General features: G+C 35.2%; 11 protein-coding genes and 1 pseudogene. 1 reads left to right on the forward strand and 11 read right to left on the reverse strand.

The window, feature by feature from the left end:
- Positions 1-19 precede the first annotated feature (19 nt).
- From ODU46_RS02620 to cps2T, 8 genes are all read right to left on the reverse strand, one after another.
- Positions 20-2,515 carry an LTA synthase family protein gene (locus ODU46_RS02620; RefSeq protein ID WP_202849104.1) on the reverse strand — a complete coding sequence of 832 codons (2,496 nt, stop codon included), beginning with the start codon at positions 2,513-2,515 and terminating at the stop codon, positions 20-22.
- A gap of 98 nt (positions 2,516-2,613) precedes the next feature.
- Positions 2,614-3,603, reverse strand: a complete 990-nt coding sequence (locus ODU46_RS02625; RefSeq protein WP_105150843.1) for a glycosyltransferase family 2 protein — start codon at positions 3,601-3,603, stop codon at positions 2,614-2,616.
- On the reverse strand, positions 3,596-4,828 hold the full coding sequence (locus tag ODU46_RS02630) for a glycosyltransferase family 1 protein (protein ID WP_398579248.1): 1,233 nt from the start codon (positions 4,826-4,828) through the stop codon (positions 3,596-3,598). Before ODU46_RS02630 ends, ODU46_RS02625 begins: the two co-directional genes overlap by 8 nt.
- Positions 4,829-4,833: 5 nt before the next feature.
- A complete protein-coding gene (locus ODU46_RS02635; RefSeq protein ID WP_105150844.1) occupies positions 4,834-6,687 on the reverse strand; it encodes a rhamnan synthesis F family protein in 1,854 nt (617 codons plus the stop codon).
- Positions 6,688-6,709: 22 nt separating this feature from the next.
- Positions 6,710-7,933, reverse strand: coding sequence for an ABC transporter ATP-binding protein (locus tag ODU46_RS02640; protein ID WP_105150845.1), 1,224 nt, complete (start codon positions 7,931-7,933; stop codon positions 6,710-6,712).
- Positions 7,933-8,739 (reverse strand): ABC transporter permease, encoded by an 807-nt coding sequence (locus tag ODU46_RS02645; RefSeq protein ID WP_044668178.1) that lies wholly within the window; start codon positions 8,737-8,739, stop codon positions 7,933-7,935. The genes ODU46_RS02640 and ODU46_RS02645 overlap by 1 nt, the downstream gene beginning before the upstream one ends.
- Before the next feature lie 2 nt (positions 8,740-8,741).
- Positions 8,742-9,671 carry a glycosyltransferase family 2 protein gene (locus ODU46_RS02650; RefSeq protein ID WP_398579188.1) on the reverse strand — a complete coding sequence of 310 codons (930 nt, stop codon included), beginning with the start codon at positions 9,669-9,671 and terminating at the stop codon, positions 8,742-8,744.
- A complete protein-coding gene (gene cps2T / locus ODU46_RS02655) occupies positions 9,668-10,816 on the reverse strand; it encodes a beta 1-4 rhamnosyltransferase Cps2T (protein WP_398579189.1) in 1,149 nt (382 codons plus the stop codon). Before cps2T ends, ODU46_RS02650 begins: the two co-directional genes overlap by 4 nt.
- Before the next feature lie 266 nt (positions 10,817-11,082).
- On the opposite strand from cps2T, the pseudogene ODU46_RS02660 reads away from it, so the two are divergent.
- Positions 11,083-11,503: pseudogene (locus ODU46_RS02660) on the forward strand (transposase); the annotation flags it as partial.
- A gap of 183 nt (positions 11,504-11,686) precedes the next feature.
- Here the strand turns inward: ODU46_RS02660 and ODU46_RS02665 are convergent.
- From ODU46_RS02665 to rfbB, 3 genes are all read right to left on the reverse strand, one after another.
- Positions 11,687-15,355, reverse strand: a complete 3,669-nt coding sequence (locus ODU46_RS02665) for a GBS Bsp-like repeat-containing protein (protein ID WP_395327184.1) — start codon at positions 15,353-15,355, stop codon at positions 11,687-11,689.
- A gap of 677 nt (positions 15,356-16,032) precedes the next feature.
- A complete protein-coding gene (rfbD, locus tag ODU46_RS02670; protein WP_105210683.1) occupies positions 16,033-16,884 on the reverse strand; it encodes a dTDP-4-dehydrorhamnose reductase in 852 nt (283 codons plus the stop codon).
- A gap of 54 nt (positions 16,885-16,938) precedes the next feature.
- Positions 16,939-17,985: a dTDP-glucose 4,6-dehydratase gene (gene rfbB / locus ODU46_RS02675; protein ID WP_024411830.1), complete on the reverse strand. Its 1,047-nt coding sequence runs from the start codon at positions 17,983-17,985 to the stop codon at positions 16,939-16,941.
- Positions 17,986-18,087 lie beyond the last annotated feature (102 nt).

Here is an 18,087-nt window from a genome sequence, read left to right on the forward strand (position 1 = left end):
TCTCCACAGGTAGAATTTCTTAGTTTTCTACACTAAAAAATTCAGCGTAATTTTTTAAATAATTTTTTCCAACTGTAATATCATACTGAATAAGCTTCAAATCATCAGCAGTTAATTGACCTTCTTCATCCAACTCAGTTTTATCAACGCTAGATTTTTCTAATACATCCGTTAAAAGTGCATAATAAGGGGACACTTTTGAATTTGTATGTGCTAATAGTGCCGTTGGAAAATCACTGGAATTGATTAACGGAAAATTTAATTTCTGATTATCTTTATTACTCCAAATAAAATAATCGGTTAAATACTTGGACTCTGAATTATTCTTAAAAAGAGTTTCAGGATACAATCCTGGAAGATGATCACCATAGAAAACAACTGTTATCTTCTTTTCCATTGTTGATAATTTATCTAAAAATTCTTTTGTGACTTTATCCGTTTCAAAAAGTAAGCGTGAGAAATTAGAAAGTTGATTATTTTCATCCGCACTAAAACCTTCACCTATTCCCGTGATTTCAGAGGGCTCACCTATGGACCACGGAACATGATTTTGGTAAGTAATGACTGAAAAGAATTGGCTTTGATTCATATCTAGTTTATCAAGAATATTTTGATAGGTTGAACTATCGCTTGGAAAATTACCATATTTTATACTTTCCGTTGGTGGTAGCGCAAGATTATCGTTTGCTATAAAACTATCGAAGCCTAATTTACCATAAACTTCTCCTCTAGAGTATAATTTTGTTTCTCCAAGATGAATAACATAGCGATTCTGAGAATGATAGACATCACTAATGGAAGGTATTTTTTTCATTTTAGGAACAACTTCAGTATTGTATATTGAGATTGAGGAAGATAAATTATAATATGGTAAACCAAGCAGTGTTTGAATTTCAATATTCGCAGTACCACCGCCATAAGCGTCCGATTTCATTAAACCGCTCGTCGTTTCGGAAGCAATTTCTTTAAAATTAGGCAACACATCCTGACTTAATGTTACTCCTTCAAGTCTAGTGGGGTCGGCTAGACTCTCACTTAATATAAAGATAACCGTTTCATCCTCTATCAATTGCGAACGACTAGCATTTATTTCAGCAGCTCTCTTTGTATATTTTTCAACTAACGTTTGAATCGTTTGCTGGTTATAATTATTTGGCTTGTCCATTATCGGACGAGTGAATTGTTTCATCCACACATAAGATAATGATTGAAAACGTGCTGTAGTTGCGTGACCTGTGAAAGAAATATTATAACTATTATTTAGTCTAGATAAAATAGGAATATTATCCGCAATTCGCCCGTTTTCTTGATTAAAAAATACTGTCAGAATACCAACAAATACCGTGAACACTGCTGAAAGAACTACTAATTGGATTTTTACCTTAGCTATGATTTTTCCCGTCAGATATCTACTCTTTAAAAAGAATGTGATAAATACGGATGTAATAATTAATAAAATTGCTACACTTAAAATCTTTAAGTCTATATAATTAAAGATTAAATCAAGTTGAGATACCATTGAAAAATCTGTCAACAATAGCGGTTCACGCCTCATGGAATACTTCATTCCATTTACAATCGCTACTGTAATTCCAGAAAAAATAATCAAAATAGTTGATGGCCAATAGCGATTAAAAAGTAGGTAGACGGTCAAATTGATTAACGCAAATAATATTATTTGAAATGCAGTTGCTCCTGGAAAAATATATTCCCCATAAAAATCTTCGTTCATCCGAATGCCAAATTGGATGAAAAAATTGAAAATCATCGCCAAAAATAAGCTACTAATAATTACTAAAGATAGGCTAGTTTGATTATTTCGCAACTTATTCATTGCTTGCCAAAATGAAATAGTTATAAAAATAACAATTAGTATAACGGTTGCTGAGAAATATAAAATTTGCAAATAGAACTGCTGATAATCACTATAATCTGACAATGCTAAAAATTGCTTCAACTTCTCTATCAGCTTGCTATCGTGCAATACGATTACTGATACTAATAAAGCTAATAATAAATTTGTTGACTTATTTTCATTTAAATAATTAGAATACTTTCTAATCACTTCAACTTTGCTGGTCAAATACTTCAGAACAAATGCCAAAGAAATGATAATAAAAATTACTCCAAAACTTCCTATCTCAAAAAAATAATCAACATCAAAAGTGGTAATATCAAAAGATTCATTATTAAGATTTTGGGTCATTAGTAAAAAATAAGAGATGAGTAAATATACAAAATATGAATCTATTAACTTTCTAAAAAATTCCCCTCCAATAGTTACAGAAAGATAGGATGAAAAAATGAGAATCGAAATAGCGGATAAGACCTGTAATACATACCGAAATTCGGTTACACTCTGGCTAATAGTGATATAATCTACTAAATATTCACTCAATGAAAATGTTCCAATCACAATAGCTGCTAGCATCAAAACAACTTTCATAAGTATATCTTTTTGTATGCTTTTTTTAAAATACTTTTTCATTGATTGAATTTTCAAATCTCTATCCATTATTTTTCTCATATTTTCGTAAAATATTTTCTTAAAATAAGGCATTTGGAATACTTTCTCTTCCTAATTAAATAACATTTAGATTGTCAACTAATAGACTATTTTCTTTTTTTTCCCTGATGTTCTAATGAAAAGCTTGATATATCCTCATCTAGTTTTATCATATTTGCAAGTCGAATTCCACGCCATTTCTCAATATGGAACAAGGGATTAACAACTGACCAATATAATTTCTTCTTTAAAGAATAATCTTTATCTCTCAATATTTTAGGTATATCTTTTAGAATCCCTTTCAAACTTTGACGGAATATAAACCACAAGCTCATTTGCGACTCTGGTGCTCCACTATTTAGACGAACGTTATATGTTTCGTCAAAGATACGTTTTTTATACTCTTTTAACAAAACATCGTTTGAGTGTTCGACTATTGCTCGGCCATTATATGCCTTGTAATATCCCGCATCTATAATATCTTTTCCATACTCATAATCCTCGGAATACTTGACTGGGCGATAACCTATTTCATTCACTAGAAAAAGACGCGGAGCTGCTGAACACACATCACTATAAAATGATTCTTTTGTGTACATTCCAACCTGTTCTGAAACAGTTCTAGTCCAAATCGTCACCGCATCAGGTGTCCCTTGCTCCTCAAATACCGCATTGATGTCGTATTTCATGGCAGGAAAACAATAGTCTCTAGGTTTCTGACGTGCAAGTACCGCAACGACTTTTTCACTAATTTCAAACGGCGCCAGCATCTCATTTAACCAATTTTGATTGTATGGAACAGCATCCTGACTAAGATACACCATATACTCTCCGTCTGATATTTCAGCCGCCATTTGTCGAGTTCCACCATGTGAATATTCACTTTTATCAATCTGCTTTAACGTAAGGTTCCCATATTTATCAGCAAACTTACGAATAATAGGAACAGAATTATCGCTTGAACCAGAATCCGTTATAAGGACATTCCAATTAAAATCCGTCTCTTGATTGTAAAGAGCGGACAATGTTTCTTCTAAATGGTCATTTTCACCATTATAAACTGGAATAAATACTGTAGCTTTAATTTGGTTAGCCATTTATAACCTCTCGACGAATAATCTTTTCTACTTTTTTATAGCTTTCATCCCATGATAAACCAGTATACTTATCACTCATTTGTTCGGCATGCTTATTAATATCGGCTCTTTCGACAGCTTCACATAACTTATTTGCTAATGATACGGGATAGGCTTCCGTATAGAGGATATCATCAATCTCACCGAGAACCATACGGTTATTATCTCCATCGTTCATGACTGGAACACATCCTGCTACCAACAATTCTAAAGGCAATAATGATACATTTGTTAATGAAAGAACTAAACATGCTACACTTTCATGATAAATTGCTGCTAATTGCTCTTTATTTAAAATACCACGGTCTGTAAATTCGAACGGAATATCGTAATTTGACATATCTTGACCGAAAAACTCGATTTCATATTCAGGATGTTTTTCTTTGAAAATTTTCAAAGCCATAACCCCAATTTCAAAACCACGACGTTCAGTGTGAGCCCTAGCATAAAATGAAATTTTTTTCTTCTTTACAATTGGTGTTTTGGGTTTGTAAATATCAATATCTGCACCGAAATCAAAATAATCTGCTTGCATTCCATATTGACCAACTTTTTCTACAAGCCACTTCCCTGCTGTGATACCATAAAAACCAAACTTATAGGTTGCTTCAGCAAGCATGTATCTAGATCCCACACCAAAGAATATCGGCTCAAAATCCTGAACAAAATAAAACTTATGCAAATGGTCATCTTGTAGATTGAAAACAGCGTAAGCAGTTTCCCAACTCGTAGCAAATACTACATCTTGATTTTTAAAGTCTTCTAATTCTTCTACATCCACGTCTATTCCATAAGAACGAGAAAAAATCTGCTGTGCTTCACCTGCTGATTGTGGAATAGTATTGTTATGATAGATATAAAATGTAATGTGATGTCCCTGACTTTGTAAATATTTCACAAATCGCGAAATGGTCGTATGACCACCGCCGCCAGGTCCGACTGGAGGAGATACCCAAGCAATATTTAACTTGTCTTTGGATAATTTTTCAGGTTTAATATAGGGATGATGAATATAATCAGCACTAGCTAAATCTGAAAATTGTGGCATTTGAGGAAGTTCGTCCATGTTTATTTTAGAGGGAGGGGTAACAACTACTTGGTTTTGTCCTAGTAGATGCGCTTTAATTTTTCGGATTGTTGCCTTGGTTCCTTCTTGGCGATAAGTACGAATAGTACTATGAATAATTTTTTTCATTTTTTCTCCTTTCGGCCTATTCTCCATTTGTAATAATTCCATTTGACAATAAATTTTAACGCCTTAAACGGAACAATAAATAGATTTTTAATATTGCTATTACTAAGGTCTGACATGTTAATATAAAAATCTGGGTAGACTGGGATTTTGACTTCTTTTATGACTTCTACTTTAACTTCTTTTACTACCTCAATTTCCTTGATTATTTCAACCTCATGATAAACTTTTTGACGATTCAATACTTTATTATCTAGAAATGAAGGTAGGGAATTTGGATTTTCAATAATTCGAAAATCATATCCTTTATCCCAAGCTAAGTAAACAACTAGTCTATCAATAATGCTAAATAGTTTATTTTTATCAGAGTAGTCATCTCTAAGTAACTGGCTAATTGGTACATTTAGCAAATGCTTGACCACTTCATCTTTCATCCAAACCGCTCCACCATATGGCAAAACAAAACTATCAAATGATGAAAAATCAATATTTTTCCGCTCGGATACTTCTCTCCACACTTGATTCAATTCGTTTGAGAGCCTATTCTCCATATCAGCATCGACCAAGCGTTGCATTCGGAATGAAGTCGGTACATCAGGAATGAGCACCCCTACATTACTTTTGCTTAAAAATTCGAGTAAAATGCTATCGTTCTCGGTAAACATCATATCAGCTAATTCAGTGTAAGTTGAATGTCCGTTATAAAAGTCATCCGAATCAACCATAAAACTGTTCAAAAAACCGATATAGTTGTAGTGAGTAATATTATCTTTTAGTTGGTAAAGAGGAGAAAACGCAAAACCACATTTTTCTATAATAAAAATTTGAGCCACGATAGTAAATTTTTCCAATTCAAGGCGAATCCTCTTTTTCAGTTCTTCACTTTCAACCGAAATAATTATATCGAATTTATTGGCTAACGATTTTATTTTATCAATAATACTATTAAAGGTCCATAAGTCAGTAAGATGAATGACTACTGCACCATTAGAAAATTCGTCAAAGTTTACTAGCTTTGTTTCTTTTTTTAATAGTTTTTGACTTAATTTGAAAACCGAATCAGGATAGTAAACCTGAGATAGATGGTCAATAATCAAGTTTGTTGGATAGTCTGTTTGTCTCTTTAATTCCTCTAAAATATATGGAGAGATAGGTTGGTGCATTTCAAAAAGTTTAACTTTTAAGAATGGAATTTTGGCCTCAATCAAAGTTTTAGGGTGATCTAATGAAAAATTCAACTTCCCATTATTTTCTATTTTTGTTGTATCTAAAATGGATTGATAATGAAATCCAGCATCTATCAATATTTTTGTTAGTTGTGTTTCATACTGATTAATTACATTTTGAACATCTGTAAAATTTTCTACATTCTTCATAAAATTCAAGAATATTTCAGAACTAAAAACAGACTTTTTAAAAACCATGAAATACGATTGTAAATGTTCTGGAATAAATGGCTCGCTATTTGGAACCTCAGCATGATTTGTCATACCCCAAAAATCTACATCAGTTTGCTGTTCAAAAATTTGATAGTAACCTTCCAAATCCCAAATTGGACCAAAACATGTATCATTCATAAATGTGATGGAATCAAATTCAAGAAGTTCTTGACTATCTAAATTGAAAATCCCATCCCTCCAAGCCGCGAAATCAAAGCCAACATTTTCTCGTATAATAGGATTTGAAATTTTAAACTTACTCTCTAAACTTTCAACTATTGATGTGCTTAATTGACTATTGCTGATGAAAATAGTTCTATCAAAAATGGGTGTAATTGTACTCAATTGATAATCAACATATTCACTATAAGCATTATATTTATTATAGTGAACATATACTAGTAGTCTTCTCATTTAACACCTCTGAGTCCATGTTTTAGATTGTTTTAAAGGTTCCCTGTCTTTTAAGAATTCCATCTGCAGAATCCACCAATGATAAATCAGTTTGATCAATTTTGCGAACGATAGTTACAATCGGCGACTCATCCAATGGTGTTACAGCTAAAATCTCAGAAGCCCTATTCTTCACAACCATCACCATTCTAACCTTAATACTATTAAAGTAATCTAAGCAACACTCATAACTAAATGTTTTTTTACCAATCCCTGTAGTTGACAGGTACATAGAATTATCATTGTATAAAGGTTGCCCTGTATCAAGATCAAAAAATGTAAATGCTAGATAAGTATCATCATCAACTAACTGATCATAAGAGATTTCAAATTGAAGTATATCCTCGGGCTGATAAATTTTATCATGTAGTAATACTGCTTTCAAATTTTGAATTCGATGATTTGTTTCAAGCTCACCTTTTGATGACGATTCCTCTTCATTCGATGTGGTAGTAGGGGTGTTAGTATGAGTGTTATCCAATTGGTATTGTCCTGCAACATCAAATGGTTCACCATAAGCTTTTACCAAACCGTTCTCGATAAGCACCGCCTTATTACAATACTTTTTAACAGCACTCATATCATGAGTTACAAGTATTGTTGTTTTACCAGATTTTTTCCGTTCCATGAAATAGTCATTACATTTTCTCTGGAAAGCTTCATCACCAACAGCTAATACTTCATCAAGGATTAGTACATCTCCTTGAGCTTTAATCGCAACGGAGAAAGCTAAGCGTACTTGCATACCACTGGAGTAATTTTTCAGCTTTTGATTCATGAATTCACCAAGTTCAGCAAAATCAACAATATCATCATACATATCATCAATTTCCTTTTGGGTAAATCCTAACATGGCCCCATTCAAATATACATTTTCTTTACCTGTTAATTCTGGGTTAAAACCTACACCAAGTTCAATAAACGAAACTAACTTACCATTTACAGTTGCTTTTCCTTGTTCTGGAACATAAATTTGAGAAATAATTTTAAGGAGTGTTGATTTACCTGAACCATTACGTCCAACAATCCCAAAAAAGTCCCCTTCTTCTACTTCAAAATTGATGTCTCTGAGTACATGTTGTTTTTTATAACCTTTTATCCCTTTAAAGCGATTTACCAAAGCTGTTCGAAGGCTCTGGGTACTTTCAGTCGGCAATTTGAAATATTTTGAAACATGTTCAACTTTTACTGCAATATTTTTTGTCATTAAAGAATCTCCGCAAAACGTTTAGAATTTTTTCTAAAGATAATCAGTCCAATCCCAAAAATTACAAATGGAATGACATATGGAACTGAGGCAATTACCTTGTTTCCAATTAGGTCCCATCCACGCAAGTTTCCATCATAGACGATATAGTGACGAATATCTTGGACAATCTGAGCCAATGGATTAAGCATAAGAAATTTAGCTACTTGTTCTTGCCCTCTATCCAAAAGATACGTTAGTGAATAGATAATCGGTGTAGCATACATCCCAGCCTGCATGATAACTTCCCAAATTGGACCGATGTCTCGATATTTTACAAACAGGCTTGAGAGAATGAAGGCAATCCCTGTAGCCAAAATAACTAGTTCAATAAAGAGAGGAATTAAAACGAGAAAATTGACATTAGGATAAATTCCGTTCACAATTGAGAAGGCTAAAACGACAATTAAGTTGATACTATAGTTAATAGCAGCTCCTGCAACTGAGGAAATAACTATAATCTCTTTGGGAAAACTTAGTTTCCTCAATAAGTCTCCTCGTGATACAATGGATAACATTCCCATATTAGTTGCTTCAGCAAAAAAGTTCCAATTGACCATTGCAAACAAAACGCCAACAGCAGCATGTGGGGTACCATCATCAATTCTCAAAAATCGAATAAAGACAAGATACATGATTGTAAATAGTAACATTGGTTTCAAAATTGACCATAGATGCCCAATAAAGGAACCTTGATAACGTAGTTTAAAATCTGTTTTTATCATCTCTCTTAAGAGTATTTGATTTTCTTTATTTAATAAATTCATAACTATTCCTTATAAGCAAATTTTGTAATTATTAAGCTCGAAAAAACAAAGGTATGGAAAATTTTATTTTTTCTCAAACCATATTTTTTTAATGTTTTATAGCGTTCAAGCATTGGTTTATCCATAATGGTTACAAATGCTTCAATTAATTCTCTATTTGACTGAGATAGAGGCATTTGTAGTAAGTGTCGGGCTTGTTTTTGACTATTTTTTATCAAATCCCAATAGATAGCAAATAAAATATGAGGGCGAATCCATTTTTTAAAGCGTTTTGAGAGAGTTCGAGCTCCTAAAACATTATCAGAATGCTGCCGGTACAGTTCCCCTGGTTGATCAATAAATACCAAATTTCCAAAGGCTGACGCAAGCAGGGCCAGATACCAATCATGCATCAAAATATCCTCAGTTACTTGCCACATTTCAGCAAGATGATGATTAATCATGGCGACACCGCCAGTCACAGTATTCTCAGTCAACTCTTGCACCAATTCCGTATTGGCATGATGAGATTGAGATTTTACCATGCTTTCTGCCATAACCTCTAGATTTTGATTGACAACTTTGAGGTCCATATAAACCATCAATGGCAAATTTGTTGGATAGGCTTGTGCTTTTTTCAAGCTAACTTCCAGTTTATTTGGTAGCCAAACATCATCTTGGTCACTGAAAAAATAGAAATCAGCAGTATCATAATGAACTAGCCTATGAAAACTTTTGATGACACCGAGATTTTCATCTGTCTCAACATCTATGAAATGAATTCGCTGATCTTGTTCAACAAAATCTTTAATAAGCTCTCTAGTTCGATCACTGGAACCATCATCACGAATAAATAGTGTCCAGTCTGTGTAAGTCTGTTCTTGGATAGAGCGAATTTGCTCAGCTAAGAACTGTTGACCATTGTAGGTCGACATGAGTATGTTTACTTTCATTGTAAAAATAATTCCTCGTACTCTTGGACGATTTTTTCCCAGGTGTATTCATCCTTCATGTGTTTTTTCGCAATTTCTCCTAATTCCACCGCTTCAGCATTCTCATCAATTTGGTTAATTAATTGACTCAGGCTACCTGACTCCTTACTCCAATACCGAGCACCTGCTAGGGCAACTTTGCGGTTAAAATCAACACCTAAAACCAAATTTTCATTGGTTTGCGCCAGCGCTTCTAGGAGACTGGGATTGGTTCCTCCAACTTCATGTCCATGAATATAAGCTCGACATTCTTGGCGCAGATACTTAAGTAGTTCTTGGTCATATACTGTTCCTACGAACTTAATCCGCTTATCGGATATAAAGCCTGTCTCATCTTTCAATTTTTGAAAATAGGCAGAGCCTTCATGATTTGCAACGATTACTAAATCACGTCTCGTGTTGCTTGCCATAAACTCCCTAATTGCTGTCACATAGTTATTCTCAGGTACAAAACGACCGATAATCAGATAAAATTCTTTCTCTTTAATGTTCCAATTTGTAAAATATTGGCGAACTTGTTCAGATTCTTTTGTTAACTTAGTCGGACTTAAATCTGTACCATAGGCAATAAAGCGTGTATTGGTAGCCAAGTATTCAGATTGAATATAATCCTCAATTCCCTCATTATCAGCAATAATCAAATCAGCATATTTGACCATCATTTTTTCAGAAAATTTTAGATAGCTTTGGACTGGCTTAGCCCACTTGGCCCGTTTCCATTCCAAACCATCTGGATTGACAAACAAGATACCTCCAACAGAGTGAATCTTTTTCGCAAAAGGTGCTATGAAGCCACCTATGGTATTTCCCAAGATATAGAAAATTGGTCGCTCTATCTGCTGTTCCTTAATGATTTTAAGGGCATAAGCGATCGCCATCATATCATAAGCAATCACACGAGCTGGTCCAAGTTTTGGTGGATTAATGGTGAAGCAATCTGCACCCAAGTAGGTCGAATGTTGGTGATTACTTGTATCAGACAAGCACGCCACATGGTAATGAATCTTCTCAGATTGCTGGTGACTGACCAATTGTTGGACAAAGGTCTCAAAGCCACCATATTTTGCTGGCAGTCCACGACTACCGATAATAAAAACGTGTTTCATGAATCCTCTCCATCAAATTGCAGTCCTTTTCATTATACCATTTTTTTATTTTTTTTTCTAATTCTATACGTGGTTTACTTAGTGTGCTATTGTAGGCTAAATTCTACAGATTCCTATGCTAGCCTAGAGAGACAAGAAATCGTGTAAAAGCCATTACAACGAATTTATTTCTCCTGCCTAGGAAGAGTTGAAATGGAGCAAATAAAGTTTGCATTTACTACAAATGAGCCCCCTCGCTCTCTAGTTTCTAGCCCCAGACTGTTTCTCTCCAACAGGATAACCGTAAGCTCAGCGATAAACGATTCTATTGCCCCATGTTTCGAATGCATCTAACAAACAGGCAATCCTAAACAAACTTCTATCCTACCCGGACGAGCTAAAACAGAACTATGGACCCTTTCTGCTACTCCTATTTCATTACTGAGAGAAAAACTCAAACTATTTCTTTGACCTAATCGAACAAGAAATAGCCACTGTTAATCCTATTTTCCAGACGGTATTTAAGACATTTCTAAAGGATAAAGACAAGGTTTTAAACGCGTTGGAATTACCTTATTCCAACGCCAAACTGGAAGCTACCAATAATCTCATCAAAGTCATTAAGCGAAATACTTTTGGCTTTAGGAAGATGAAAACTTTAAAAAACGGATTTTAATCGCTTTGAACAGTGAAAAGGGCTGGGGATAGCCCTTTTCAGCCTATCTCCTAAAAATAAGAAAGAGATAGAAAAAGAGAGAACGAGTTCGTCCTCTCTAGGTGTTAGCTTTTCATCTACCCACTACAGTTGACAAAGAGCCAAAAGAGTCTACTAGATATTAAACTTCCAATAAAATCTATTCTTATTCATATTATTGCTCAATCCGAATCAAACTAATTGACATCGTATTGATCAAGCCCATATCTAAGAATTAACGATTTTAATTTCTCTGCGTATGCTGGATCGGTTGCATAACCAGAAGCTAGTAAGCTAGTTAATGCAGACTCATAATCCTTAGCTTGCAAAAAGTTAGAATAATTTTTTATTCTCCAAGGTGTTGAAGTAAAGAAATTACCATAGTCAGCTATACTTTCAAAAATAGTCCCATATGCACGGAATTGTTTCTCGACCGTAACTGTTTTTCCGCTTACAACTTCGTTTGTTTGAACAGTGTAGGTGTTTCCTTTCCAACTTACATCGGCCTTAATTCCAAAAATATTATTCGCATTTGTAGCTAGTTGAGACGTTCCCCATGCACTCTCTAAAATAGTCTGTGCTAACATCACACTAGTAACTATACCTTTATTTTTTGAAACTTGCTGCACTGTAGGTAATATTTTATTAACAAATGCTTGTTGGCTAGTTGTCATCTGAACTCGTTCAACAGTATTTTTCTGGTTAGTCGTTTCAGTTGCTGATGGTTTGCTACCAACAACACTATACCAATTATCAATACCAGTAGCCAAAGCTTTTGCAAGTTTTGTATGGTATGCCTCTTGTTTAATTTTTTGCAATTCAGATGGATTATCCATGAATCCAAGTTCGACTAATATCGCTGGAATTGCAGTCTCGCGTAAAACTGCAAATGTTTCTCTACGAACTCCTCGGTTTACCGCACCAGTTTCACGAATTAGACTAGTTTGAACTTGATTTGCCAAAATCTCACTTTCAGCTAAACGAGTCGGATTGTTATGCATTTTCTGATTAATTTTAGGTTGGTATTCTGGATCATATTGATACCAGTATGTTTCGATACCAGTTGCACTAGATTTCCCTAAACCGGTTGCATTGAAATGGATACTTATGAAGAGATCAGCATTGCTTTGATTAGCCATTCTCGAACGTTCTGTTTTGAAATCAACATCATAGTCTGCTGTACGCGTCATTAACACTTGGTAACCCATTTGTATCAAATTAGCTTTTAATTTGTTGGCGACCGACATTGCTAAGTTCTTCTCGTAAATACCATCATATGATGCACCAGAATCTGAACCGCCATGACCTGGATCAATATAAATTGTATAAGATCGGGAGGACGGAATATTTACAACAGTCGAAGTTACATAATCTTTATAGTCAGAATATACATAATATACAGAGACCTGATAATCACCGATATTATTACTGTGATTTTTTTTATCAATTTGCACTGCGTAAGTACCATCACTTTGAGCAACTGCATTATATGATTTTAAATCGCTAGGATTTTTTTGAGACCAAACAACAACCTCAACATATTTTAAAGAAGATGATGGTACAATATCCGAAACCTTAAGATTGAATGTTCCGTTCTTAGCATCTAACGAAGAAACTGAAAGCTTTCCTGAAGACTTGACAGCTGCCAATTCTGTTGTTGTCGATCCAGCAAAAGTCAGTCTACCATCTGTATCACGATAGTACACATGAATATTGTATTTACCAGTTTCATATTTATGTTGAGCCTTATTGACTGTAAATAGATAACTGCCATCCGCCTGAAGACTGGCTTCATACCATTTTATATCATCCTGACCATTAAATTCTGTCCAGGTTGGTATGATAACTTTACTTAATGTATTAGGTGCTACAATGTCTGTTACTCTGACTTTGAAAATACCTTTTAAATTATCTTGTTCAATAATCTTAATATTACCAGAAACTTTAGCTTCAGGTAGATTTGCTACAGCTTCAGTAACATATACCAAACGATTATCTAAACCACGATAATACAAATGAATGTTATATTTACCAGTACCATACTTATGCTGAGCCTTATTGATAGTAAGTAGATAACTACCATCCGTCTGACGATTAGCTTCGTACCATTTTATATCATCTTGACCATTGGAATCTGTCCAAATTGGAACAAGAACCTTGCTAATACCATTAGGCGCTAAAACATTTGTTATACGAACTTTAAAAGTACCGTGTTGTTGATTTATGTCCGATACCGTAATAGTACCTGATGCTTTAGCGGAAGGAAAATCAATAACTGTTTCATTCACATATCTTAGACTACCATCGTCACTCTTATAATATAGATGTAAGTTATATTTACCAGCCTCATAATTATGTTTGGTTCTATTAACAGTTAGGATATAACTGCCATCTGTTTGTCGGCTTGCTTCATACCACTTTATGTCATCTTGGCCACCTGACTCTGTCCAAGTTGGAACAAGAACCTTGCTAATACCATTAGGGGCTACAATATTTGTTATACGTACTTTAAAACTATCACTCTGAGGATTGATATCCAAAATCGTAAAATCTCCTGATAATTTAACTTCAGGGAGATTAGCAATCGTTTCAGTAATGTATACTAAATTTCCATTACTATCCTTATAATATAAATGTAGATTGTAATCACCTACACCATTTTTATGATTTCGTTTATTTACTGTTACCTTATAGTTACCATTTGTCTGACGTTGTGCTTCATACCAAACAATGTCATCTTGGCCACCTGACTTTGTCCAAGTTGGAACAAGGACTTTACTCAAACCGAGTGGCGCTGAAATATTTTCAATATTGACGTCAAAAGTCCCAGTTACTGAATCAATATTAGAAACTGAAATTTTTCCACTAGCTTCTACATCAAATACAACTTCATCTAGATAAACCATTTTACCATTACGATTTGCATAAGTGTGAATCTGATACTTTCCATAATCACGATGTTTTCTCAAATCTACATAAGCAGCACCAGTTTGATTGGCATCATACCAAATAAGATCATCTTGAGAATTTTTTTCTGACCAAACTGCAAATTTAATAACTTCTCCGCTACTAATTGGACGAGTATATTTTATTTCCAATATCTGATTCTTTTGTGCAACTTCAGTTATCACACTTGACGGTGTTGTACCTGTTTGTGATTGCGTACTTGTATTCGTTGCTGCTCTCATCATAGAAGCCGATTGAAGCTGTGTTCCCACGCTACTTAAAATTTGACTTGCGCTTGCTACCGTCTCAGTTTGTGTACTCGTTACCAATTTTGCTAAAGAAGTGCTTACAGAATTGGTATCATCTGAATATACAGTATTTTTTTCAGAAATTGTTGTCCCACTAGTCGTAGTCGAAGCTAAAGTAGATGAAATACTAGAAGTAACCGAACTATTTGAAGCTGTCGTCTCTTTTCCACTATCTTCTTTAACAATAGCTACTTCTTGACTAATATCTGTGGCTTTTATCCAAGAGAATGTATATTCATCCAAACTATGTGAACTTCCATCTAGGAGATTAACTACTAAAGTCAAAGTAAATATTTGATCTTCATCTGAAAAATTAGAGCGATTTAAATAAGCAACATACTGTCCCTGAGCATCAATAGTGAAGGCAATAGTTTTTCCTGAGTTTGAACTTGATTTAAACTGTCCTGTTACTCCAATGATTTCCCCAGTAATATGTGAAAGAACAGCTTTCATCTGACCAGCTTCTTCTATAACGGATAACTGTCCTCCGGTTTCCGGTGAACTAGGAACACTCATTAACTGACTTGAAGCTTCTAAACTATCCGCTTGTACGACATAACCACTCAAAACAATCGCACATACAGATAGTAAGAATATCGTTTTCTTTTTCACATTACCCTCCTTTAATTTCAGTTAAGTTAATAGCCATAGCTACACTAACAAAACTAAAATCTATATTCTAAATTATAGCACAATTTCTCATTTTTAAACAAAAATTTTATCATACAAACAATAATTATTCGGTTTTATTAAGCCCCGAAATTTGTAAAATTAAGCTAGACAAAAAAACATCTATGTTAGGCTCAGATAAACTACCACATTTATCTGAAATGACTAACATAAATGCAGGTCCCCTTCTTACCACAAATGAACTCATTATGATAAAGGCTTGCTTTCAAGAAGACAAAAAATTTGACAAAACTGAAAATTTTAGATAATTCAAAATAGACTATCTATAATGTATAATGCACTTTCTCAAAAATGGAAATTCAGCTTACGACTACTATTAGCTAAATAAGAAACGTTATAATCTGAGTAGAACGAACCTAACATCATCAGAAGAAGCCTTTATCCAACCTCATTCAGAAGAAGATTGGAACTTGACGGTGATAAAAGGAATCTGTCCTAACAGGATTCCTTACTCTATGAGAACTCTCTAAATGTCTAACTTAATCTGACAATGTCAAACTACTACATACATCAGACAAGAAGCAAACCATTTCAGTATATATAGCAATAAAATTACAATCACTAATGATAGCAAGTGAATAATTAACGAAAGAGAATTTCTATCGCTTCTCCTGCTTATAAAAAGCTTCTAGAGCTTCTTGCCAAGTTGGGATGACAAAGCCTGTGGCTTTTGCCTTATCCAAGCTCATGGTTGAGTTGAATGGACGTTTTGCCTTGGCTGGGAACTGGCTAGAATCCACTGGCAATACCTTGGTATTAGTATCCTTAAGGATTTCCGTCGCAAAGTCAAACCAAGTCGTATCTTCTGCTGCATCGTTTGACAAATGGTAGTAACCAAATGCTTGCTTGGTGTCCACCAAGTGTACCATGAATTCCGCAAGTGTGCGTGTCCAGGTTGGACGACCGTGTTGGTCGTTAACAACTGTCAAGGTATCTCGAGTTTCCGCAAGGTTTTGCATGGTGAAAACAAAGTTTTTACCGTAGTTCCCAAAGACCCAAGCCGTACGAACAGTGTAGAACTTGTCTGCAAACTTCTCAACTGCTTCCTCACCCAAGCGCTTGGTACGACCGTATTCTGATTGAGGATCTGGTTGGTCATCTACTTGCCACTCTTGACCAACTGGCAACTCACCGTTGAAGACATAGTCTGTAGAGATATAAACGAGGGTTGCACCGTATTTAGCAGCTGCCTTGGCAACATTTTCAGAGCCTGTTACGTTAATCTTGTAGTTGAGTTCTTTGCCTTCATCTTCTGCCATATCAACAGCTGTATAGGCTGCACAGTGGTAAACAACGCTTGGTTTGACTTCTGCAAAGAAAGCATCTACCTTGTCCGCATCTGTGATATCCATTTCTGCTACGTCAGCAGCCACGTACTCGACACCACGCTCATCCAAGAGATAACGCAACTCTGTACCCAACTGACCATTTGCACCTGTAATTAAAATCATATTTGCTCCTTATTTCAAGAAAGGCTTGGGCAAGAGCCCTAGCCTTTAATAGTCTTATTTAATAACTTCCTGTGTCTTAGCATAGTTGGCTTCAACAGCTTCTTTCTCAGCCTTCCACCAGTCTTGGTTATCTGTATACCACTGGATTGTTTCTTCCAAACCTTCAGAGAAGTTGGTAAACTGTGGTGTCCAACCAAGCTCGTCACGAAGTTTGCTTGCGTCAATAGCATAGCGCAAATCGTGTCCTGCACGGTCAGTCACGTGATCATAAGCATCTTTTGGTTGACCCATTTTTTCAAGAATCAATTCAAGCACTTCTTTGTTGTTCTTCTCACCGTCAGCACCGATTAAGTAAGTTTCACCCATACGGCCTTTTGTCAAGATTGCCCAAACACCAGTCGAGTGGTCGTTGGTATGAATCCAGTCACGGACGTTTTTACCTTCACCGTACAGTTTTGGCTTGATACCTGCCAAGATGTTGGTGATTTGGCGTGGGATGAATTTCTCGATGTGTTGGTATGGTCCGTAGTTGTTTGAACAGTTTGAAATGGTTGCTTTGACACCAAATGAACGCACCCATGCTTTGACAATCAAGTCTGAAGCAGCCTTGGTTGATGAGTATGGTGATGATGGGTTGTAGTTGGTTTCTGCTGTAAATTTCTCACCTGGACCCTCACCATGACCTGGCAAATCTTCACGCAAAGGAAGGTCGCCATATACTTCGTCAGTTGATACATGGTGGAAACGGATATCGTATTTACGAGCCGCTTCAAGAAGAGTATAGGTACCGATAAAGTTGGTATGGATGAACGGACTTGGGTCGTTGAGAGAGTTGTCGTTGTGGCTTTCTGCCGCATAGTGAACGATTGCATCTGCCTTAGCAGCCAATTTGTCGACCAACTCAGCATCTGCAATGTCGCCAACAACTAGCTCAACACGGTCACCAAGGATGGCTTCGATGTTAGCCTTGTTACCAGCATAAGTAAGTTTATCCAAAACAGTTACGTGAACGTCTGGATGATTGTTATAAACATAGTGTACAAAGTTTGAACCGATGAAACCAGCTCCACCAGTTACGATAATATTTTTAAATTGAGACATTTTTTTCTCCGAATTTTTCTTATTTTGATAGTTTCCTTAGGTAGTGGGGACGCCAGCAAACCTTCGGTTTCATGGCTAAATTTTGAACCTAAGGTTTCAAAA

The organism is Streptococcus sp. 2020WUSS089, from assembly GCF_044427405.1.
GTDB lineage: Bacteria > Bacillota > Bacilli > Lactobacillales > Streptococcaceae > Streptococcus > Streptococcus hashimotonensis.